19 protein-coding genes are annotated in these 22,952 nt (G+C 52.2%); 8 read left to right on the top strand and 11 right to left on the bottom strand.

Going from position 1 to position 22,952, the window contains the following annotated elements; all coding sequences use genetic code 11:
* The first annotated feature begins 6 nt into the window (after nt 1-6).
* From hemC to HZS52_RS05640, 4 genes are read left to right on the top strand one after another with little or no spacing between them, the layout of a single operon-like run.
* On the top strand, nt 7-951 hold the full coding sequence (gene hemC, locus HZS52_RS05655) for a hydroxymethylbilane synthase (protein WP_138799529.1): 945 nt from the start codon (nt 7-9) through the stop codon (nt 949-951).
* Nucleotides 948-1,727, top strand: a complete 780-nt coding sequence (locus tag HZS52_RS05650; protein WP_138799530.1) for a uroporphyrinogen-III synthase — start codon at nt 948-950, stop codon at nt 1,725-1,727. Before hemC ends, HZS52_RS05650 begins: the two co-directional genes overlap by 4 nt.
* 13 nt (nt 1,728-1,740) lie before the next feature.
* On the top strand, nt 1,741-3,237 hold the full coding sequence (locus HZS52_RS05645; protein ID WP_208457973.1) for a uroporphyrinogen-III C-methyltransferase: 1,497 nt from the start codon (nt 1,741-1,743) through the stop codon (nt 3,235-3,237).
* Nucleotides 3,234-4,511, top strand: coding sequence for a heme biosynthesis HemY N-terminal domain-containing protein (locus HZS52_RS05640; protein WP_027957997.1), 1,278 nt, complete (start codon nt 3,234-3,236; stop codon nt 4,509-4,511). The genes HZS52_RS05645 and HZS52_RS05640 overlap by 4 nt, the downstream gene beginning before the upstream one ends.
* Before the next feature lie 60 nt (nt 4,512-4,571).
* Here HZS52_RS05640 and mscL read toward each other — a convergent pair whose 3' ends face one another.
* Nucleotides 4,572-5,099: a large-conductance mechanosensitive channel protein MscL gene (gene mscL, locus HZS52_RS05635; RefSeq protein ID WP_190374311.1), complete on the bottom strand. Its 528-nt coding sequence runs from the start codon at nt 5,097-5,099 to the stop codon at nt 4,572-4,574.
* A gap of 421 nt (nt 5,100-5,520) precedes the next feature.
* Between mscL and HZS52_RS05630 the strand changes: the two genes are divergently transcribed.
* A complete protein-coding gene (locus HZS52_RS05630) occupies nt 5,521-6,423 on the top strand; it encodes a LysR family transcriptional regulator (protein ID WP_141440338.1) in 903 nt (300 codons plus the stop codon).
* 109 nt (nt 6,424-6,532) lie between these two features.
* On the opposite strand, the gene catA is transcribed toward HZS52_RS05630, so the two are convergent.
* The 6 genes from catA to HZS52_RS05600 form a co-directional block, all read right to left on the bottom strand.
* Nucleotides 6,533-7,507, bottom strand: a complete 975-nt coding sequence (gene catA, locus HZS52_RS05625) for a catechol 1,2-dioxygenase (RefSeq protein WP_159177740.1) — start codon at nt 7,505-7,507, stop codon at nt 6,533-6,535.
* Between the two features lie 66 nt (nt 7,508-7,573).
* Complete coding sequence (catC, locus tag HZS52_RS05620; RefSeq protein WP_035565030.1) at nt 7,574-7,864, bottom strand: muconolactone Delta-isomerase; 291 nt, start codon at nt 7,862-7,864, stop codon at nt 7,574-7,576.
* A gap of 73 nt (nt 7,865-7,937) precedes the next feature.
* On the bottom strand, nt 7,938-9,056 hold the full coding sequence (locus HZS52_RS05615; protein WP_141440336.1) for a muconate/chloromuconate family cycloisomerase: 1,119 nt from the start codon (nt 9,054-9,056) through the stop codon (nt 7,938-7,940).
* Between the two features lie 565 nt (nt 9,057-9,621).
* Nucleotides 9,622-10,383 carry a 3-oxoadipate:acetyl-CoA acetyltransferase gene (locus HZS52_RS05610; RefSeq protein ID WP_263365203.1) on the bottom strand — a complete coding sequence of 254 codons (762 nt, stop codon included), beginning with the start codon at nt 10,381-10,383 and terminating at the stop codon, nt 9,622-9,624.
* Between the two features lie 183 nt (nt 10,384-10,566).
* A complete protein-coding gene (locus HZS52_RS05605) occupies nt 10,567-12,069 on the bottom strand; it encodes an SLC13 family permease (RefSeq protein WP_190374310.1) in 1,503 nt (500 codons plus the stop codon).
* Nucleotides 12,070-12,501: 432 nt separating this feature from the next.
* Complete coding sequence (locus HZS52_RS05600) at nt 12,502-12,978, bottom strand: MarR family winged helix-turn-helix transcriptional regulator (protein WP_041157349.1); 477 nt, start codon at nt 12,976-12,978, stop codon at nt 12,502-12,504.
* Nucleotides 12,979-13,148: 170 nt separating this feature from the next.
* Between HZS52_RS05600 and HZS52_RS05595 the strand changes: the two genes are divergently transcribed.
* The gene (locus tag HZS52_RS05595) at nt 13,149-14,165 is read left to right on the top strand and encodes an AraC family transcriptional regulator (RefSeq protein WP_190374309.1); all 1,017 of its coding nucleotides are present in this window, start codon (nt 13,149-13,151) and stop codon (nt 14,163-14,165) included.
* 23 nt (nt 14,166-14,188) lie between these two features.
* Here HZS52_RS05595 and HZS52_RS05590 read toward each other — a convergent pair whose 3' ends face one another.
* The 4 genes from HZS52_RS05590 to HZS52_RS05575 form a co-directional block, all read right to left on the bottom strand.
* Nucleotides 14,189-15,253, bottom strand: coding sequence for a TRAP transporter substrate-binding protein (locus HZS52_RS05590; RefSeq protein WP_223828061.1), 1,065 nt, complete (start codon nt 15,251-15,253; stop codon nt 14,189-14,191).
* 71 nt (nt 15,254-15,324) lie between these two features.
* A complete protein-coding gene (locus HZS52_RS05585; protein ID WP_141440333.1) occupies nt 15,325-16,302 on the bottom strand; it encodes a 3-hydroxybutyryl-CoA dehydrogenase in 978 nt (325 codons plus the stop codon).
* A gap of 24 nt (nt 16,303-16,326) precedes the next feature.
* The gene (locus HZS52_RS05580) at nt 16,327-17,433 is read right to left on the bottom strand and encodes an NAD/NADP-dependent octopine/nopaline dehydrogenase family protein (protein WP_141440332.1); all 1,107 of its coding nucleotides are present in this window, start codon (nt 17,431-17,433) and stop codon (nt 16,327-16,329) included.
* A 211-nt stretch (nt 17,434-17,644) separates the two neighbouring features.
* The gene (locus tag HZS52_RS05575; RefSeq protein ID WP_223828060.1) at nt 17,645-19,054 is read right to left on the bottom strand and encodes an APC family permease; all 1,410 of its coding nucleotides are present in this window, start codon (nt 19,052-19,054) and stop codon (nt 17,645-17,647) included.
* Between the two features lie 993 nt (nt 19,055-20,047).
* On the opposite strand from HZS52_RS05575, the gene HZS52_RS05570 reads away from it, so the two are divergent.
* Nucleotides 20,048-21,535 (top strand): aldehyde dehydrogenase family protein, encoded by a 1,488-nt coding sequence (locus HZS52_RS05570; protein ID WP_190374308.1) that lies wholly within the window; start codon nt 20,048-20,050, stop codon nt 21,533-21,535.
* A gap of 276 nt (nt 21,536-21,811) precedes the next feature.
* Entirely contained in the window at nt 21,812-22,720 is a 909-nt protein-coding gene (locus HZS52_RS05565; RefSeq protein ID WP_190374307.1) for a helix-turn-helix domain-containing protein, read from the top strand.
* Nucleotides 22,721-22,952 lie beyond the last annotated feature (232 nt).

The following is a 22,952-nucleotide window of genomic DNA, read 5'->3' as shown; positions in this document are numbered from 1 at the left end:
AATAACGTGCTATCAATCACCAAACTGCGCATTGCCACGCGTAAAAGCCAACTGGCCATGTGGCAGGCTGAGTACGTTCGTGACCGCTTAATGGCGGCTCACAGCGGCCTTGAGGTCGAGCTTGTGGCTCTGTCTACCAAGGGCGACAAAATTCTCGATACACCGCTTTCAAAAATTGGCGGTAAAGGGCTGTTCGTTAAAGAGCTGGAAGACGCCATGCTCGATGGCCGTGCCGATATTGCCGTCCACTCGATGAAAGATGTACCCATGCTCTTCCCCGAAGGGCTGGGCCTGTCGGTCATCCTAGAGGGGGCCGACCCTACCGATGCGTTTGTATCCAACCACTACTCTAGCATTGATGAGCTTCCCGAAGGGGCACGAATTGGCACCGCCAGCTTACGCCGTGGCCTGCAGATGCGTGAAGCCCGCCCCGACCTGCAAATTCTCAACTTGCGCGGCAACGTACAAACGCGGCTAGGTAAATTAGACGCGGGAGAATTTGACGCCATCATCCTGGCGACCTCAGGCCTTAAGCGGTTGGGCTTGGGTGAGCGGATTGCCCAGGCACTGCCGCCGGAAGTGTGCCTGCCCGCCTGCGGCCAAGGAGCCCTAGGCATTGAGTGCCGCCTGCATGACCCCGAGCTGATTGCCTTGCTAGCCCCGCTGGATGACGCGGATACCGCGACGCGTGTGCGCGCCGAACGGGCCATGAACACGCGCTTAGAGGGCGGCTGCCAAGTGCCTATTGCGGGCCACGCGGTGCTGGATATTGAAAATGAAACCCTTTGGCTACGCGGCTTAGTGGGCAACCCAGAGGGCACCGAAGTGCTGCGCGCCGAAGGCCGTGGTTCGATGCATGAGCCCGAAGCGCTGGGCATTCGCATTGCCGAAGAGCTGCTCGACCAAGGCGCTGGCGATATTTTGGCTGAGGTTTACGGCCGCGCCATATGAGCCAACCGGTACTGATCTGCCGCCCTGGCGAGCGCGGTGAAGCACTGGCTGCTGCTCTGCGCGAGCGGGGCGAGAGCGTTGAATCACTCAACGTGATGCAACTCGAAGTCTTACCAGAAACCCCTGAAATGCGGCGTATCTGGCTGGATATTGATCAGTACCATAAGATAATAGTCATCAGCCCCTTTGCGGCCACTTGCTTGAGTGAAGCGCTAGATCGCTTCTGGCCACAGCTGCCCATTGGCATTGACTACTACAGCGTTGGCAGCGCCACCGCGGCAACGCTTTATGATCAGTTGGGCGTACGTGTGCATGTGCCTGCGCCCAGTGCAGGTGAAGATACCAGCGAAGCACTGCTTGCGCTTGCCTCGCTTCAACAGTTAGGGCACCAGCGTATTCTACTGGTGGCGGGAGAAGGTGGCCGCCCGCTGCTCGCTGAAACGCTTGCTGAGCGGGGGGCGCAGGTGACTCGCGTAGCGGTGTATCGACGCACGTTTCACCCCCTTGAACCCGCTCTGCAAACGCGCCTTTTTTCAGGTAATTACCGGGCGTTGATCGTCACCAGCAGCGAACTGCTGGAACATCTGGCAAAATGGTGCAATCAGGCGGCCTTGAACCAACCGCTAATCGTTTCCAGTCGCCGTTTGGCTACACTGGCTGGCATACTGGGTTTTTGTGACCCCAAGGTGGCGTCCGGAGCTACGCCAGCTGCGTTGATAGCGGCGTTGGAGACCTGCGACCCACAGGGTGCCGATGTCGATCAAGGAACTTACTAAGGGCTAGCGACACATGAGCAAACAAGTAAACGATCAGGACGATGTACAACCAACGTCCTCCGATGCCTCTCAGGGCGTCCCTAAAACGACCGACAAAGCAGCTTCCACGACCGACGCGACTGAGCCCAGCAAGCCGAACACACCGCCGAGCTCAACAACACCTGCTCAGAGTGGCGCTAAAAATAGCCGGTCGCGGCGGCGTGGAAAGGGCTCGCCCACTGCGAGTTCAACCGCTGCTAGCAGCACTACCAGCACGGCTAAATCGGCAGATACCACATCCAGCAACGCAGCCTCACCTTCCCAGAGTGCCGCTCAACCCAGCCCATCTTCCTCAAGCGGGTCGGCTTCTAGTTCGCCATCGTCAAGCGCCGCCTCGTCAAAGCCGACCAGCGGCAAGTCATCGGCGGGCACTACGCCGCCCACCGGCCACAAAGGCAGCGGTAACGGCCAAAGCGGTGGGGGCAAAGGCGGAGGCAGTAAAAGCGGCGGCCTCGCGATTGCCCTGGTGATTATCCTGGCGATTGCCTTGGCATTTGTCGTTTGGCAGGGCTGGCAGCGCCTGGAGAACCAGCAGCAGCGCCTCGATGAGGTCGCACAGCAGGCTGAGGGGAGCGCCTCACAACAAGCGGTTAGTGACCTTGAGTCACGCCTTGATAGCGGCGAAGCCGAGCGCGATGAAGCGCTGCAGAGCACACTGGGTGACCTGCGTGATGAATTTGACAGCTACCGCAGCGACGTCGATGAGACCCTGGGCCAAGTGCTGGACCAGCTCTCTCAAGAGCAGGACACCGACGAGCGCGAGTGGTTGCATGCCGAAGCCGCCTACCTGCTGCGTCTGGCCAATCAGCGTTTACAGCTGGAAGGCGACGTTGATGGCGCAGCTGCGCTGCTGCGTACCGCCGATGCGCGCCTAGTAGATGCTGACAACCCGGCGTTGACGCCCGTACGCGCAGCGATCGCCAATGAGCTAGCCGCTCTGGATGCCGTGCCCCAGGTTGACCGTACAGGCCTCTACTTAGCGCTCAATGCCCAGCAGGAACGCATCTCCTCTCTGCGACTCTCTCAAGAAATTGAGGAGCAAGCGGTAACCTCTAGCATCGAGCAGCCGCCGACCGGCACTTTCCAGCGCCAGCTGGCGCGCTTCGGTGAAGAGCTCAAAGACCTGGTGGTGGTTCGCCATCACGATGAAGCGCTGGAAGCGCTGATTACCCCAGAGCAAGAGTCTTACCTACGCCAAAGTCTACGCTTAGTGCTGGAGCAGACGCAGTTGGCCCTGCTCAACGAAGAGAAAGAGCTTTATGACGCGAGTATCGACAAAGCGCTACAGCTGCTGAACGACTACTACGACACCACTCGTGAAGAGACCCAAAGCGTTATTACGCGCCTTCAAGAGCTCAAGGAAGCAGAGGTAAAACCCGAGCTGCCCGATATCAGCGCTTCACAGCAGGAGCTCGCACGCTTTATCGACAACCGCTATAAGACGCGTGGCCAAAGCGGAGGTGATTCATGAGAAAGCTTGTTCTCCTCATTGTCGCAGGCCTCGCCGTCGGGGCCCTGTTTGGGCACCTGATGATGTCGGTGCCCGGCTATTGGCTAATCCGCGTGGGCGACTCATCCATCCAGACATCGTTTTGGTTTGGTCTGGTGCTGCTGTTTGCCGCCTTTATCGTCCTACACTTTGTACTGCGTTTGCTCAGCGGCATTATTCGCCCTATGGGGCGTTTTCGTAGCTGGAACAGCCGCGCACGTAACCGTCGCGCCATGCAGCGCACCGTGCGTGGCCTGGTAGCACTGACCGAAGGGCGCTGGAAAAAAGCCGAAAAAACCCTGGTTAATGCCGCCGATGATTCCAGCACACCGCTGGTCAACTACCTATCCGCAGCGCTGGCGGCCCATTACCAGGGCCACCACGTGAAATCCCAGGAGCACCTGAATCAGGCGCAGCTAACCACCGACGGAGCCGATACGGCCGTTGGCTTGATGCAGGCGCAAATGATGATTGAGCGTCAGCAGCCGGAAGAAGCGCTGGCGATTCTTAATCGCCTGGATAAGAAGCTCTCCAACCACCCGCAGGTGCTCAAGCTACTCAAACAGGTGCATTTAAGCGTCAACGATTGGGAAGGCTTACGGCGTTTGATTCCACGCTTGGCGGCGCAGAAGCTCATTACCCAGCAAGAGCGTGAGCAGTTGGAGTTTAAAGCCTACCGCGAGCTGATCGTGTTTGAAGCGCAAAACCCCACCAACATTGAGCGGGTGCGCGGCCTTTGGGCTGATATGCCCGACTACCTGCGCGGCAATACCGAGCTGATCGTGCTATACAGCGAAGCGCTGATTCAAGCCCACGAAGAGCCCATTGCCGAGCGTTTGCTCAACCACTCGCTGGATCACCACTGGGACGCACGCTTAGTAAAACGCTACGGCCTGCTGAATGTGAACGCCGGTCGCCAACTAGTTAAAGCCGAGAAGTGGCTGCAGGAGCGCCCCAACGACCCCGAGCTGCTGCTCGCCTGCGGTCGCCTCTCGCTGCGCACCGGCCAGTGGCAAAAGGCGTTGGAGTACTTTGAAGCCAGCCAGCGGCAGCGCCCCAATGGCGAAGTTTGCGCTGAACTTGCACGTCTCTATGCAAGCCTTGGCGAGCATAATAAGAGCCAGCTCTACTATCGCCACAGCGTCGAAATGCTGGCCAAATCGCTGCCATCGCTGCCGCAACCCAGCGATGCTAACGACAGCAAAAAGCCCGGCAGTAAGCAAAAAGACAGCAAAACCATTAAGAAAAGCGCCTAGGGTTGCTGCTGGTATAACGTGAAAGGGCGCCTCTTCAGCAGTGGCGCCCTTTTTAGTGGCTCAAGGTTTTGCGGGTGGCATTAGCGGTGGCGCAGAGGTAACTTCAACCGGCGTTTCAGCCTCCGCTGGCTGATCCAACATTGCTGTGCAGTGGCCACAGCGCGTGGCTTTGATCGGCACCACCATCAAACAGTAAGGGCACGGCTGCTCCGTAGGGTTCGCAGGCGCTACCGCCTCTTCGCGCTTTAATCGGTTAATGGTGCGTACCAATAAGAAGACCACGAAGGCGACAATCATAAAGCTGACCACCGCATTGATAAAAAGCCCGAGGTTTAGCGTTACCGCCCCTGCCTCCTGGGCATCCGCCAGCGTCGCATAAGGGCCGCCCACCGCCCCTTGGCGTAACACTACAAACAGATTGGAAAAATCCACACCGCCCACCAACAAGCCAATCAGCGGGTTCATCACATCCGCCACCAGGCTCTGCACAATCAGCGTAAACGCCCCACCGATAATGATCCCCACCGCCATATCGACGACGTTGCCTTTTACCGCAAACTCTCGGAATTCCTGGAAGAATTTTGCCATGTTCAAACGTCCTAACGTTTCGTTTTAGCCAATACCCTAGGTTATAGCGTCTTGCTAAAAGCATGGGCTAGGGTGTGTTAGACGGCAAGTAATTTCCTGGCGGTTCGATACTAGGCATTATAAAGCGTTGAAGCCCCTTCCTCGTGCAACTATGTGTCAGCGACTAACCAAGCTATACGAGTCGTTGCTGAAAGCTCAGCGAATAGGCGTACTCGGAAGCTTTCCCCCTCTTGTTACTACCTTGCATTACTAAAGTCTTAGACGTTATTTAGCTTTCAAGTGCGAAAATACTGGTAGCGTTATAGCGCCTCACCTAGCTAGTAGCAGATTGCCCGGTTGTTTGAGCAATGCAGCCTGATTGGAAGCCACCGAAGGTAAATGCCACCATTAGTTAAGAAGTTACTCATACCTTGGAGTTCTTATGGAATTACGCCACCTGAGGTACTTTTGCGTTGTCGCTGAAGAGCTTAATCTCACCTGTGCCGCTAAACGCTTGCATATGTCACAGCCGCCACTTTCGCGCCAAGTTAAACAGCTAGAGCAGGAAGTTGGGGTCGAACTGTTTGAGAGAAGCTCGCGAGGCCTTCGCTTAACACCATCGGGTATATTTTTTCAGCAGCGTGCTTTAGAAATTTTGGAGAAAGTAGACGTCACTATTGATACAACACGCCACATGGCACGTAGCAAGCGAACTCTATTTGGAATTGGCTTTGTCCCCTCTATCTTTTATGGGCAGATTCCAATGCTGGTTCGCGACTTGCGTCAAATTGAGAATGTGGAAATATCATTGACAGAACTTACGACCATACAGCAAATTCAGGCGCTTAAAGCAGGTCGTATTGACATGGGATTTGGACGTCTTCGCATTGATGATCCAGACGTAGAGCAAGAGATACTCTTCAATGAGCCATTTATTGCTGCCCTTCCTAGCGGTCACCCTTTAGAGGGCACTACGCCTACATGCGAAGAATTGGCACGTTATCCACTTATTCTTTTCCCCGCCAAACCACGTCCTAGCTTGGCAGATATGGTACTAGGTATTTTCCGCCGACAAGGCTTAAAGGTTGAGGTCATACAGGAAGCAAACGAAGTTCAGACAGCACTTAGCCTCGTCGCCTCTGATATCGGTATTACACTGGTACCTGAGGAGGTAAAGCGCGTACAACGAGATGGTATTTCTTATGTAGCATTGGCGGACAAGACAATCACCTCACCTGTTGTCTGCAGCCGTCGCCGCGGTGAAAAACCATCACTTCTCATGAATGAAGCGACCACCATTTTACACAAGCTTGTTGATGATCGCTTCATGGGCCGCTACCCATAACCTATGATATTCAAAGGAAAGTGGATCCTTTGGAGCTTGCCAATTCCCCTTCCTAGCGCGGCCCTTCTTTAAAGCCCCTTCAAGCACTTAAAGGAAATTAACAAGGCTATTAAACCTTCGCGGTACCCGCCAACTGGCTAGCGAGATCCTGCTCGTCTTCCTTGGCGCGGGGGCGGGCGTGACGCACTTGCAGCTCAGGGGCTTCGGTTTTAGCCAGTTCGACGTTAAACACCACATGGGAGAACGGGCCGTCCAGGTCGCGCTTGGCGATCTCGGCCGGATCTTCGATCCGTTCAGCGGGCACCACCAGCTCTTCCCGGGTCGCGAAGGCGAAGTCGTCAAAGGTGTAGGGGTCGCCCGCCAGGTTGATCTGGGTGGTCAGGTGCTGATGGCCCGGTGCGGAGACGAAGTAGTGGATATGCGCCGGGCGTTCGCCGTGACGGCCCAGGGACTTGAGCACCACATCGGTGGGGGCGCCTTCAGGCACGCCGTAGCCGGAGGGAATGATGCTGCGCGCGGTGTAGCGGCCTTCGCTGTCCGCATAGATCGTGCGGCGCATGTTGTACTCATCCTGGGAGGGATCAAAGAACGAGTAGCCGCCCTTGGAGTTGCAGTGCCAGATTTCAACCTTAGCGCCGGGGATCGGGGTACCGTCGACATCGCGCACCTGACCGGTCAGCCACATCACCTCGGCATCGGGATCACTGCCGTCGTCCATGCGGGCGAAGCCTTCCGCTTCCGGGGCACCGGCCACGTAGAGCGGGCCTTCGATGGTACGCGGGGTGCCGCCGGTGCGCTTGGCTTCGGCATCGATGGCGTCTTGACGCATATCGAGGAAGTGGTCAAAGCCGAGACCGGGCGAGAGCAACCCGAACTGGGTTTGGCTACCCAGGGCATTGAGCAGGTTGACACCGGCCCAGTACTCTTCCTCGGTGACATCGAAGTCATCGATCAGCTTGAACAGGTCGCTGACCAGGCGATGGACGATCTGCTTGGCGCGGTCATTGCCACCGGCTTTATCAAAGCCGGCCACGGTTTTGATGAAGTCTTGAACCTCGGGCGTGTCGAATATTTTTACAGTCATGGTGAAACCCTCTGTTTGTTATGGGGTGTTGTTGTCGTCATACGATTTGGCGTGTTATGTGGAGAACTAGCTGTCGTCATCACGCACTGAAGAGGGGTGACGACACAGCGGTTTGACGCTGATCTCCATATAGGGGAAGAGCGGCAGATTGCTGACCAACTCTTGCAGCTCGGCGTTGTCTTCCACGTCAAAAATACTGACGTTCGAGTAGCTACCCGCTACCCGCCACAAGTGGCGCCACTTACCCTGGCGCTGCAGGTCTTGGGAATACGCCTTTTCCGTTGCCTTGATCTTGGCTGCCTGCTCGGCAGGCATGTCCGGCGGCAACTTAACGGTCATCTCAACTTGAAACAGCATATGGCTCTCCTCTTTCATCGCGGGCGATCACAAACGATGGCTTTATTTACTGCGGCTTTTACTTACGTGACGTTTACTTGCGTGAGTAATGCGCCAACTTATCTTCATCTAGAGTGATGCCGAGCCCAGCCCCTTGCGGTAACTCCACCCCAAATTCGGTGTAGTTGAGAGGGGAAACGACGATGTCGTCTTGCAGCAGCAGCGGGCCGAACATTTCCGTGCCCCAGGCCATTGCTGGCAGCGTTGCCCAGGCATGTAGAGAGGCAGCCGTACCGATAGTGCCCTCCAGCAGGGTGCCGCCATATAAGCCAATGCCAGCCGCTTGGGCGACGTGAGCTAACTCTAGTACCCCGTAAATACCGCCGGATTTGGCAATCTTCAGCGCAAAGGCACCACTGAAGCCGCCGCACACAAGATCAAGCCCGTCGCGGGCATCTTGCACCGCCTCATCGGCGAGCATTGGCACATTGAAGCGGTTAGCCAAGCGAACTAAGCCGGCATGTTCACGAGCGCCAATGGGCTGCTCAATTAACTCAATGCCAGCATCCTGTAGCACCTGAATACCGCGAACGGCGGTGGATTCATCCCACGCCTGATTAACATCAACTCGCACGCTGGCCCGATCACCCAGCGCTTCCTTGATAGCCGCCACATGGCGCACGTCCTGATCCACCGGGTTAGCACCAATTTTTAACTTGAAGTCGCAGTGCCGACGCTGTTCTAAACGCAGCATGGCCTCATCAATATCTTTGGCGGTATCACCACTGGCTAGCGTCCATAGTACGGGCAAGTGATCCTGACGTACGCCGCCCAGCAGCTCGGCGACGCTCAATCCCAAGCGCTTGCCCTGAGCATCCAACAGAGCCGTTTCTAATGCAGATTTGGCGATCATATTGCCGCGAGCATGGCGGTTAAGCCGAGCACGCAACTGATGAACATTGTTAGAGGGCTGGCCGACCAGTAGAGGGGCTAGATAAGTATCAATATTGCGCTTAATGCTCTCCGGGCTTTCCGGGCCATAGGCCAAGCCACCAATGGTGGTGCCTTCGCCGAGCCCTTCGATACCGTCGGAGTGGCGCATGCGCACAATCACCATGGTTTGGCAGGCCATGGTGGTCATGGAGAGTTTGTGAGGACGGATAGTCGGTAAATCGACCAGCAGCGTCTCAATATGTTGGATGACGGTTGACATGCAGGCTCCAGCGTCTGGCAATCATTAGCTAGGCTGCAGTTTGGTAGCATCTGATTTTAGAAACCAATATTGTTTAAGTGCCTTTCCATACCGTAAGGGTATCGCTAACCCAGCATTAGCGTTGCTGTTTAACGCTCATGTGTAGCTGTAGCTTAAATTAAACCGTGCAAAACAAACTAAAAATATATTTTCTTAAATACTGATAGATTAAAATTCAACTAAATCAAATGACTACAATAAAAAATGGTGCAGCTTAACGCTGCACCACTAATCACTAAATGAGCATAAATGCCTTAAATAACGAAATGAGAAAAGCCGTAGCACTTCAGCCGTTAGCCCGATACGACAGCCATTTGCCGCGGCCGCTAGGGTTCTCAACCACATCGCGCTACAAAATACATTTACGACAAAAGGATAATACTGGCTGCTTTATGAAAAATTACCGGTGACTACTGACATATCGCGAAGTAAGTAGCCCTCTCTGACACCTTAAAGACGACTACACAACAATCCGATGGTGATTGAGTATGTTCCTTCACCCACCGTTGGGTAGCAGCTAACATTTTTACACATTGTTCAACCCAAGCATCTCACGCGCCTGCTGCCAAGTAGCCACTGGGCGCTCATACCTTTCGCATAGGACTACGGTGCGCTCGACCAACGCGGCGTTGGAAGGTGCCAATGTGTTGCTATCCAGGCGTACGTTGTCTTCAAGGCCGGTACGGGTATGGCCACCTGCAGCAATTGACCACTCGTTAAGTACGTATTGATTGGCGCCGATGCCTGCGCCACACCACTGTGCATCCGGCGCTAGCCGCTTGAGTGTCTCAATATAAAAATCAAAAGTCGGCTTGTCTGCTGGCATCGAATTCTTAACGCCCATGACAAACTGCACATAGAGCGGTGCTTTCAGCTTTCCCTGCTTGGAGAGTGCAACCGCCTGATGGATATGCGATAGATCAAACGCTTCGATTTCAGGCTTAATGCCATACGTGAGCATCTCATCGGCAAGCCACTCCACCAACTGGGGCGGATTCTCGTACACACGATTGGGGAAGTTATTGGAGCCCACCGAGAGGCTGGCCATATCAGGCTTGAGCGACAGCATGCCGCCGCGCGCCTCACCGGCGCCGGAGCGCCCGCCGGTTGAGAGCTGAATAATCATGCCAGGGCAGTGCTTCTTAAGCCCTTCCATTAGGCGACCAAACTTCTCCGGGTCAGATGAAGGCGTTTGGTCATCATTACGCACGTGGCAATGAGCAATGGTAGCTCCCGCCTCGAACGCCGCCTGAGTACTTTCAATTTGCTCTTCAACCGTAATCGGCACGGCAGGATTGTTCTCTATTGCGCGGCAGGCTGCCGGTGATAGCGACACAAATAATACAGGGCTGAGACATGGAAACCTCTCCTTGTTCATATTGCGAACACTAATTTGTATTACGAACAAAATAGAGCGAATCTTTACCAGCGTCAAATCCGAATCGCTGCCAATGACGTTGACAACCACATTTTAGAAAGAGACATCGAATACCAAAGGGACAATGGTGTAGAGCGCGACCATAATCACCAGCAAACCGATGACGTTGAGCCAGATACCTGCTCGGATCATGCTCTTGATTGGAAGATCCCCTGTTGCGAAAGCCACTGCATTGGAAGGGGTCGCCACGGGCAACATAAAGGCGCAGCTCACGGCAAAGGTAACCACGATGGTCATCAGGAAAGGTTCAATACCCAGCCCCACGGCAATAGATCCCATAATCGGGAAGAAGGCAGCCGCCGTCGCCGTGTTACTGGTTAGCTCGGTCAATAGGATAATGACGATGGCAGTGATGGCTAGGATCAGGATTGGAGGTAACCCCGATAATCCCGAGACGCTCTCGCCAACCCACGCACTCAAGCCAGTGGCGGTGAATTGGGCTGAGAGTGTTAGGCCTCCGCCAAACAAAATCAGCACCCCCCAGGGCACGTCACGGGTAGCTGACCACTCCAGCAACGCCCCTTTTCCATTAGAGGCAGGAATCACAAACATCAGAATCGCCGAGAGAATCGCCACACTGGTATCGTTGATGTTACCCAACCAAGGCAGTGCACTCTGCACGACAGGAATTCTCGCGATTAACGGCAGGAATACCCAGCAGAACACTGCCCCGGCAAAAACCATCAATACACGTGACTCCTCAGGCGATAGTCGGCCCATCCCCTTGAGCTCTGCCTCAATCATCGCCCGGCCACCCTGGATGCTCTCGACTTCCGAGCGGAACACCAGTTTGTTAAGCACAAACCAAGCCAGCATTAGCATGGTGAATGAGAACGGCACACCCACCAGCATCCAGTGGCCAAATCCGATGCTAAGCCCGTGGGTGTCTTCCATGTAGGCGCGCATTAGCGCCATCGGCGGCTGGCCGATCAATGTGGCCATGGAGCCAATGGTGATGGCATAGGCAATGCCCAGTAGCACAGAGGCAGAAAACTTGGGCGTGTCATCACCGTTACCCAGTGACTTCACTAGCGCAATGATCGAGCCTCCAATGGGCACCATGATCACTGCGGTGGCGGTATTGCTGACCCACATGGTGATAAACCAGCTAGCGAACATCAAACCGAAGACGATTTGAGCCGGCTTAGTACCCACGGTGAGCACCGTCAGTAGCGCGAAGCGGCGGTGTAAATTCCAGCGTTGCGTTGCCAAGCCCAGCAGTACGCCACCCAATACTAGAAAGACAATGCTGTGAGCATAGGGCGAGGCGGTCTCACCGACCGAGGCAATATCGAAAAAAGGGAACAGTACAAGCGGCAACAGCGACGTGGCAGGAATGGGTATCGCCTCGGTCATCCACCAGGTGGCCATCAGCATGGCAATACCCGCCACTAGACGAGCATTGAAGGCCAGCGTTTCAGGCAAAAGGAAGAAAACACCCAAGCCAATGACGATACCCATTACAAGTGAGATTGGCTTGAAAGCAGAGGCTTCAGCGTAGGGCGCTTGTTCAACGGCCCCTGTGGTATGCGACATGATCGTTTTACCTGCATAGCAATAACGGTGCAGGTGAGTGTTACGACTGATGGGCCGAGTCGCCAATACCTCTCAGGTTGATGCACATACCTAATTGAGTAAATTGACATGAATACAGAGAACTCTATATAGTCAATAAAATCAGTTATTTAACTATAAAATAGCTGCTATTTTCGTACTTGACCTATTCGTGACTTTCACAAGGGATAGGGAATATCCTGCTTAATTACGACGTATAGTTTACGACTAATGGATGGGCTACTGCGAAAAGCGTGGCAATTTCACTACCCGCGTGACGTTTAAGCAAAAGCGCTAAGCGGAAGTTTGAATAAAAAGGAGTAGTTCAGGAAAGGGCAGGGCTATTAGATAGCCCATAGGGCAAATGTAAGCACTTTGGCCGCGATGGCAGTAATTCCAGCGTCCCTCTAGACCTTAAAGCGCGTTTAAGTTATGAAACATCCTACTCAAGCACTGATTGATATACACAATGTCCTGTTTACTGAAGTCGGCAAAGGCTTTTTCCACTAGACGGCTAGTGACTTGCCGAGCAATATCCAGCTTTGCCTCACCCGCCTCAGTAAGCTCTACTTCCGTGACGCGACCATCCTGCGGGCTGGCTTCTGTTTTAAGCAAACCCGACTCTTGCATTCGGTATACAATTTTGGTGATAGTTGACAATTTTGCAACAGCGTGTACTGATATATCCGACATGCTAAGGCGCCCATGTTCATGTAGGATCATGAGAATGCGCCACTTAGACGAACTGAGCCCGAGTGGTTTCAGTAGTGTATCGACATCAGCGCTGTATTTAGCATTCAGCCTCGCGACCCAATAAAAAGGAAAATCACGCGAGCGAAATTCATCGGCAAGAGGAAAAAAGGAAGACGATAATTCATCCTTGTCGACCATAAGAAGCGCGCCATCCAAAAAAATAGTGGATTATTCTAGCATATATCCATTCGAGTGTAAGCGCCTGGGAGCTTCTAGAGATAGAGCGTGCCATCTACTGGCCTAGCCGCTATTGCCTCGGCTTCACACCCCAAAACCATCACCTGCTTGGTGCATTGTTGAGGTGAACCATGGGTACAACACCGTTTCTGCTGCAGAAGCACGCTATTCTGCGCACCGATTCACAAGAGGTCATTCGTGAGCATGTCACCCACTACCTCTGCCCACATCGCATGCGTTTATTTGACGGCCCGCGACTTGCCTCACGTTTGAGTGCCGTCAGCTTCGACCAGTTGGCCATTATCGAATTGCAATATGGTGCCAATGTCGAAATTGATCCCGTCGAAGAGTCAAACGTTTACCTGTTTCGTATCACTCTCGAAGGCCAGGGAACCATCGTATACGCTGACCGTCAGGTCAGTATGATTCAGGGAGGTGTTACTGTCACATCCCCCTGTCAACGCGCTCTCATTCAAACTTCTCCGAACTGCCATAACATCATCGTTCGAGTACCGCGCCACCGGTTGGAACAGCGCCTTTCGTGCCGACTTGAACAGCGCATTGATCTTCCGATCATCTTTGACCACTACTTTCCCGAGCATTACCCCGGCACGGTCTTTCTTCTGGATACCATCAAGTATTTTGCCCGTCTCACCGACTCTCTTCACCAGCAAAATGCCCCGCGCCAGCAGATCAAGCTGATGGAAGACTACTTATATGACAGCCTGCTGGGGCTGTTCATTAACAACTATAGTCAGCGCTTGAGTGGTAACCCCTCTCCTCTTCCGCACTATGTAAAAAACGCCAAAACGCTTATTGACCAAAATCTCAAGCAGAGTATCGAGCTCGAGACACTAGCCTCGATGGTGGGGGTATCAAAGCGCACGCTGCAATACGGCTTCCAGCAATTTATTGGGCTCTCACCCAAAGCCTATTTTACTCAGCAACGCATGAAGAGTGTGCACCAGGCGCTGATTGATGCTCCTCGTGGCCACCGTGTCACCGATGTCATCATGCAGCATGGCATCAACAGCCCTGGCCACTTCTCCGCACAGTACAAGGAGGTCTATGGGGTGACCCCCGTGCAAACACTACAGTCAAACCGCGAACATACTACTGGTAACGAATTGGCCAACGTCTTGTTCTGAGCCTACTGTCGCCTCTGCTATTTTTACTCAGCCTCGGTACGATACTCCTCGATCAGCTCACTCATTCGTTCTGCAAAGGCATACGCCGGTAGGCCCTGCTGCTCTGCATCCGACAGGATAGTCTCATTGACCGGCGCGAGCTGATCATCCCAACGGCTAGCCTCATCATCGTCAAGCGCTATCACTTCAACCCCCTCTTCCTGTTGCGCCCACTCAAGTGAACGCTGTATATGCTCATCGAGATATTGACCGGTGAAGGTTGCCATCTCCGGCGCCAAATCCTCGATCACCGCCTGTATATCAGTAGGCAGCTCCTCCCACTTCTCTCTCGACATCAGCGCTGCAAAAATGGTGTTAGTTAAGGGATAGTCGGTCACGTACTTAGCCAAACGTGCAAACTGCATATCCATTAGCACTTCCCGGGAAGCCGCATATCCATCGATAATGCCGGACTGAAGTGCCTCGCCAGCATCGGCCTGGGACATGCCTACTGCTGTTACTCCCAGTGCGTCCAGCGCCCTGGAGTTATCGCCGGAAATTCTTATTTCCAGCCCCTCCAGGTCTTTCAGTTGATGAATCGGTTCAATGGTTTGGAAATAAGCAGGCTCCGAGGTAAAGGCCGTGATGACCTTGAACTCTTCGAGTTCGGGCATCTGGTCACCAAACTCTTGAATCAGTTGGTAAGTCATGCGGCTGGCGACTTCTGAATTGACGTCCTGGCCGGTCAGACTCCCGGCCAAGTTGATCAGAGGAAAACGGCCCGGCTCGTAAGAGGTGGCTGAAAGCCCTATATCCGCAACACCATTCAGCACCCCATCGTACATATTGCTGGCTGTGAGTAAGGTGCCCCCGGGGAAGAGGTCGACTTCGACACGCCCATCGGTACGTTCATTGAGCTCTTTCGCCCAGTGCTCCATCTGAATGGCCGGAAAGCTCTGCGCAGGGGCAAAGAAAGCGTAGCTGAGGGTAATCACTTGGGACTCGTCGCTAGGCTCATCGACTACCTCCTCCTGTGCATCGCTACACCCCACCAACGCCATTGCAGCCATTAGTACCGTTAACGTTCCCACCTGTGTACTCGTTTTCATTATGACTATCCTCGGCGAAGGCCTACAGGAACAGCATGGTTTCCAATAGGCGCGTTATAGGCTGTGAAGGATTAATAACGGGTAGTGACTGCTGGCATCAGGTCAAGCAGCTCGAGACGCTTTAGAAAAGCGTCGGAGCGCTGCTTTCGGTAGTTCGACAGATCGACCCCTGAGTAGTCGAAGAAGCCCACGCCATCTTGGAAGCCTCGACGCTTCTCTTGCATATTCCGGGTAATAACCTCAGGTGACTTGAATCGGTTATCCAGCTTGTCGCACAGGTAGTTGGAGGCATAGAAAAGCGTATCGCCACCGCCCCAATCGATGAACTCCAGCACTCCCAGCACCGAATAGCGCAACCCCAGCCCGACTCGAATGGCCACATCGATATCCTCGGCACTGGCAACGCCCTCCTCGACCATACGCGCGGCTTCATTCATGAGCAGCACCTGCAGGCGGGGAATGATGTAGCCCGGCGCCGCCTCGCACAGCACCGGTACTTTTCCTATCCCTTTAAGCACCGTGAACAGCGCATCGACATAACGCTGCTCGGTATCCTTGCCCCGGCTTACCTCCACTAAGGGCATCAAATGGGCAGGATTAAGCCAGTGGGCGTTCATAAAACGGGCCGGATGGCTAACCATGCAAGCGAGTTCGGTGACCAGAAAAGTGGACGTCGTTGAGGCGATAACAGCCTCTTTATCCAAATGTCGGCTTGCCCAGGCCAGCCCTTGCTGCTTAATCTCGCTGACTTCAGGCAGCGCCTCGAAAACCAGACGGCTTCCCGCCAACATCTGCACCTGCTGGTCATCCACGATACGAAGCTGCTTCACCATTGAAGCGATCTGCTCTTCCTGAATGAGCCGCTTCTCCTGAAGATACTTGAGCTCCGTCACTAGCCGACTGCGAGCCTGCTCATAATAGTGCCGACGCTCTTCAGGGCTGCGCGGCTTGAAGTCGATCAGCACGACCTCCTTCCCAGCCAGAATGAATGAGAGGGCAATACCTTCTCCCATTCTTCCTGCTCCCAAGACGATGATGTTGTCCTGCATGATGCGGTCTCCTCTATCGGTAGGTCAGGCCTGAATGCCATACGTCAATAAAGAGCGCATCTGCGCCTGGGAGAGCGAATCCAGTCCCAGCATTTCCAGCGTTCGGCCTTGGGCATAGAGATCTTGGCCGGTGATCGCCGAAGCAATGCTTAAAAGCCCCTCCGCTACTGGCGTGGGCTGCCCCGCCCAGCGGCCAACCGATACGATGAAGGAGAGCCCCATTCGGGTGTCCTCCAGCATGTAACGATGGTGATGAAGGTCGATGTTCTCTCGCCAGTCGCCACTATCGGTCAGTTTGCCGTGGGCGCCCCGGCCATACATCCACTCCTCTCCTTCAGAGGCGTAGTGATTGGCAAGAGGAAAATGGGAGGGCTTGTAACCCAACTTTTCGCGCACCGCGATACGCTCATTATCTAGCGCGGTGGTCACGCTGCGGATAGAGGGCTGGGTTCCTTCGTTATGAATATCCCAGGCATCAAAATGCTCCAGCGGCCCCGCATTCATCATAATTAAAGGCGGATGGATAATAGGGCCAGCGTTCATTAAGGCGCCACTAAGGCCATCTTCGATGGGTTCGACGCTGGGGTAGGCCTCCCGCAATACAGAGAAGGCATGTGCTGACAGTTCGCTGGGGAAGACGCCGGTAGGTAGCCGAGTTGCATAAACACTAATGACAACCTTATTCGTACCGTGCTTACGCGCCAAATAGGGGAGCGTTCCCGTTTCACAGAAGGCCACTTGGCTGTCGTTACCCGCTTTTCGCATCGCTCGGTGGAACAGGTAGCTGCCGAAAGTACCCGGCGGTAGAAAGACCACCTGATCATCCCGTAGTAACGGCCCTAGTTGGTCGGCTAGAGTGTCATGGGAGGTGGCGGGTAACGGCACAATCAGTAGCTCCGCCTGTTGCGCCGCCTCCGTCAGGCTATCTGTTAGAGATAGTTGATCCTTGTGAGTGCCAACCTGGATACGCCGTTCACCTTGCGCATCCTTAACGTCCAAATAGCCCAATTGACGCAACTCTTGCAGAGCATTGCCATCCCGACGCCACAATGTCACGTCGAAACCTTTCTCCACCATCTCGATGGCTGCGGCGTAGCAACCATGTCCACCGCCAATAACACTGACTTTCATGCTGATCTCCGTTTCTTGTTAACACCTTCAGGCATCGTTAAACGGTACAGTCATCGGGTTACTGACGGATATCCACAATGCGCAACCATTGTTCATAAAGCGCAATGAATGTGCTTTCGTTGGCTTCAAAGTGACAATCAGGCTCGCAAGGCTAAACCACAGAAAAAGACAGACATCATCGATAATGTTGCGCTTGAAGTTTGAGACCGGCCTATTCGGGGGTGAAAAGCCCTTTCTTCATATATAGCTTGACCCATAATACAGCGATTATACTAATGACTAGCAGAATACTTCCCGCAGTAATGTAAATTTGTTGTGTTAACTCAGGTGTGGGGGAGTTATTAAATGCAACGTAACCCATCCCGATAATCCCCAGCAGTTGCGGCACAGGGAAGAAAGGGCTTTTATAAGGACGAGGTAATTCTGGATAGCGAATGCGTAAAACAATGACATCAACATGAGCTATGATATAAGCCAGTAACCAACTAGTAGATGCTGAGATAACCAGTACGATAATAAAATCAATACTCATCGTAATCATGAATATAGAAACCATAAGCGACATGAACACAATGGCTACCCATGGGGTTCCGAACCGCTTGCTGGTTATTTTTAACTGCGGGAACGATTGCCCGTTTTCTGCCATACCCTGTAGCATGCGTGAAACACTGGCAAGAACTGTATTGACAGTGCTACAAGTCGCTGCAATAGCCATTACAGTCGCAAAGAGAAGACCTGCCTTCCCAAAAACAGCATTCGCATAATCAAGATAAGGAATAGGTGTGCCGGTTAGCGTTTCGGGAGTTAAGTACTTGGATGCCCCCCAGATAAAGAAGGTATATATACCTAGCATTATACATAATGACAGCATCATTGCCCTAGGAATATCCCTCTCTGGCTTTTTGACTTCATTTATCATTGGGCAAACAAATTCAACGCCTACAAACATCCACATTGCGAGGGAAATAAGTCCAATGGTATCTACACTTAATGCCTTTTCCAAATTCCAGGTAAGTGCTGAATTTTCCAGCACGGGGTACGGTTCGGCGATCCCAGTTACAGCTGTTAATCCAATAGTTATCAATGCACATACTAGAATGAATGCAAAGAAATTTTGAGCCTTAGCAAATACATCTGTACCCAAAACATTGGTAATTGTCAAAGCAATCAAAATAACAAACGGTATCAGCATCGAGGGAAACAAGCCGGGCAATAACTCATTCAATATCGCATCTACCAGAAACATCTCGGCAGGAATCCCTAGCACTCCCACAACGACGTAGCCTGCATATACTGCCAGAATTGCAGGGAAGTGCCCAATTGCTTTTTCGGTATACGTACCTAACGTTCCAGCATGCGGAAACATGAGAGAGAGTTCAGAGAAGGTCATAGCATTGAAAAGAGAAAGGATGAACGCAATAATAACAGCTGCGACAAAGGCTGTCCCTCCGATACCTACACCCTGCAAGGCCGACAGCATTGACCCCTGAACTATAACTAAGCCAATACAAATAGAGATCATCGTAATGAAGCCGAGGCGAGACCTCTTTCGTGCCTTCCCATCTACAAGGGGGCTATAGTCGCCCACCATTCCTGATTTAGGGTTATCTACTTTATTCATTTTTTAACCTCACGAACCAAAAGGCAGCTTGTTGAGTATTGTAAGATAAAACTACGGCCTTTATATGCTCATATGTGAATTGTTTTTACTTGTTCCTTTCTGCCAGAAATTTGAATTATTGTGACAGATCTGCCTTGGTAACAGACCAAGCTTTGCACTCTCTATATGCAATTATATTTCTTTAGCGTACCAGAAGTAGCAGCCGAAGCATCTGAAAGCTTAGAAAACTTTTATCGCAACACATGCTGTGATTTCCATTTCTCCTGTGTTTCCATTGGTTTCGTCGGCCCCATATCTCCTGACAATGCAGCTCTAGATTCAACGGCAGAACTTTCTTAATGAAACGCATTTATCGGCTTATAGTCAATAGAACGTTTTTATAATTACCGACTTACTGAACACTTCCGCCAGGGAAAAACTAGACACATTAAGTCGTTTAAAGTTGCACGCTGACTAAACAAACCCGCCCAAAATACCCAGGCTCTTCAACAGTATTAAATCTGGCATTTTATATTAAATAATATTGCGTGAGCCCTGCGACAATAATACATGTTTAGCTCTTGTAAATCCGTTGCAAAAAACTTTGATCAATAGAGATTAAATTCCGAGACCATCGAGAAACTTGAACCACACTTAACTGACATGGGCATCAAAAATTTCTTCTCACTAGGTTAGGCAGCCATATACAACAAGCTTGGCAGCCACAATCAATTTTTGATTGCGGATTAAGGATGTAATAGAGCTTACGGTGATCCGTTCAGCGAAGCTTCAATGTAGCTACGAGATTCGGACTACATCGTTGACCTATGCGCGGTGAAAACCATGATTCTTGACATCGTGCCACTTGAGCTTTTTTTACGATCAGACGAAGGGGCTTTACGGTTTGATCGACTAACGACTGTTACCTTAACTAACGCAACTCGAAAATGCATAAATTTTGACTGAACACCGCTACCCCCCAGTTGAACTATCTCACGTTGCCCAGGAGCCCTCATGAACGAAATACAGCTTTTGCCTCAGGTTCGAGACTTTCTTCAACAGAATCACGCCCACTTTATTGACGGCCAGTATTACATGGGCCACTCCAATACTAGTATCCCGGTCATTAATCCGGCTAACGAAGAAGCGATTACCGAGATTGCTAGCGCCAGCATTGCCGATATCGAAGCTGCAGTCTTTTCGGCCCGCAGTGCGTTTAAAGGAAGCTGGGCAGAGACCTCTCCTTATCAGCGCGGTGTGGTTCTTAACCGCTTGGCCGATCTTATCGAAGCAAACGGCGAGGAACTGGCCCAGCTGGACACCCTTTGCTCAGGCAAAACTATTCATCTATCGCGGATGTTCGAAGTTAGTCAAAGTGCAATATTTTTGCGTTACTTCGCTGGCTGGTCGACCAAAATTAACGGCGAAACTATGAGTCCTTCTTTTCCCTCCATGGCTGACGAGAAGTACACAGCGTTTACCCGTCGCGAACCAGTTGGCGTAGTAGCAGGCATCGTGCCGTGGAATTCGTCTGTGATGATCGGTGTGTGGAAAATCGCCGCCGCGTTAGTCACCGGCTGTACTATCATCATCAAACCTAGCGAATTTACTCCGTTGACAATGCTACGTTTGGCACAGCTAGCGGTAGAGGCCGGCTTGCCTCCTGGGGCGTTTAATGTGCTCAATGGAGCAGGAGGGGTCGGTGCGCAACTGATTAACCACCCGCAAGTGTCTAAGGTCTCTTTCACCGGTTCAGTGCCGACCGGCCTTAAAGTTGGCCAAGCTGCAATGGCAGCTAGCCTTACACGTGTGACATTGGAACTGGGGGGCAAGAACGCAGCTGCGTTGCTGCCGGATGTAAATGTCGATGCGGCTGTTGCAGGCTTGATACAGAGTGGATATGTACACCAAGGTCAGGTCTGCGCGGCGCCGGAACGTGTGTACGTACCACGTGAGCGATTACAAGAGGTGATAGAGAAATTCAGCGTTGCTTTGCAGCAGCTGACTATCGGCTCTCCACTGGATGAAAGTGTACAGTTCGGGCCGCTGGCCAACAAACCGCAGTTCGACAAAGTTATAGAGTGTTTGCAGGTCGCTCATCAGGAGAGCAAGGTGTTATTTGGTGGTAAAGCACTGCCCCAGCTTGGTTACTTCGTAGAGCCAACCCTATTGCTAGCGCATAGCTTGCAAGATCGAATGTTACACGAGGAAACCTTCGGTCCAATAATCACCTTGTTAGCGTATGACGACGTAAATGAATTACCTGCTTTGATCAATGATTCGCCTTTCGGATTGACTGCCAGTGTTTGGAGCAACGATCTCTCCAGCGCACTGCGTCTAATAACTGAAATTGAAGCAGGTACGGTGTATGTCAACATGCATACTTTTATCGACCCAGCAGTGCCGTTCGGAGGTATCAAGGCTTCTGGTACGGGTCGAGAGTTTGGCAGTGCATTTATTGAGGATTATACCGAAATTAAATCTGTAATGATTCGCTACTGAAGTCTTGTCATCAGGTTGACGCCTCACTGGCGTCGACCTTCTTTTGCAGTTTGAAAGTGAAAACTGTGTATTTTTAGACAATAAGCGTCATGAATAAATGTGACGTAAAATTTAATTTAGAAAATCGAACTGGGCTAAAAGGAGCTACGTTGGCAAAGTCTTTAAGGTGATTATTTCTGAGGGCTTTGAAGCTCAAATAATAATTTAATCTAGCATCCAACATTGCTAATCAAGATTTTCCTGTTAAATTCTGACCCTTCAAGAAGTGAATCCTCCATGTCTATTGCATTCCATCACTGTACAGATGTAACCGAGCATGCCATGTGGTTGCCTGGTTGGCAGCAGGAATTTGATCAGATTGACGAAGGGAGATTTGCTGGGGAAATCATTGATATAAGCGAGCAGGGAGTAAGACTTTTCCGCGAAAGAGCCAACCTTGCCGTCTCGCAATTAATGCGTTTCCCAGAAGATCAGTGGCATTTAGCCATGCCGCTACGATGGCCTAACAATTCACTCTTTCGCTCTGATGCCATTACGGTACTGCCGCGTTGCAACGAGTTTTTGGGTATATCACCAGCTGGCTACGACTTGCTAGTGGTCTCGATAGACCTTAACCGCCATAGCTGGCTAGAACATAATGCAAGAAAATCCCGGGTGCTCGTGGTTACGCCGGATTTATTCAAGATGGTCAAGCAGCAGTGGTGGGCATTGACAGAGCATTTAAGAGCCTGCGGTGGAGAAGCTACGCCATGCGCCCAGCAAGCGATAATGTGCCAGCTAAAGGATGGTATAGACTTGTTACTGGAGTCACCATCGTGCAATGTGGTGTCTGATGACAGTAGCAACTACCGCACTCGTCGCTATATAGTGGATCGCTGCCATGCACTATCCAAGATGCATCCAGACAATCCGCCTTCGATGATGGCGCTTTGTCATCAACTCAATATCTCACGGCGCACACTACAGTATAGTTTCCAGGCTGAGACAGGCCAATCTCCTGTGCATTATCTCAGGGCGCTACGCCTCAATGCGGTGCGCCGCAGCCTGATGAGAGACCCTACCCTTTGCTTGGCTGATGCGGCAGCGCAGCAGGGTTTTTTTCATCAGAGTTACTTCAGCCGCGAATACCGCCGCCTATTTCTCGAGCTTCCCTCTGACACTCGCAAGCGAAACCAGGAAGCATAAGAAAGCGCAACACATCGATTAACAAATAATCAATCATATAAAGAATGGGATCGATAATTAGCTCCGTTACCAGCTGGAAAAAACTTATGTCACCGCAACGCGATACCTGATAGGCCCGGTGTTGTGCTTGGCCATAGTGTTCTGACCTCTGAATTTCTGTCAGTTATAAACTTTAATTTACAAAGCTCCGAATCCCTTTTTTATTTCGTTAACCTGGCCATGGAAGACAAAA

The organism is Vreelandella titanicae (genome assembly GCF_014697095.1).
Taxonomy (GTDB): Bacteria; Pseudomonadota; Gammaproteobacteria; order Pseudomonadales; family Halomonadaceae; genus Vreelandella; species Vreelandella titanicae.
The sequence above is the reverse complement of the archived record's forward strand: the minus strand, read 5'-3'. Positions and strand labels throughout refer to the sequence as shown.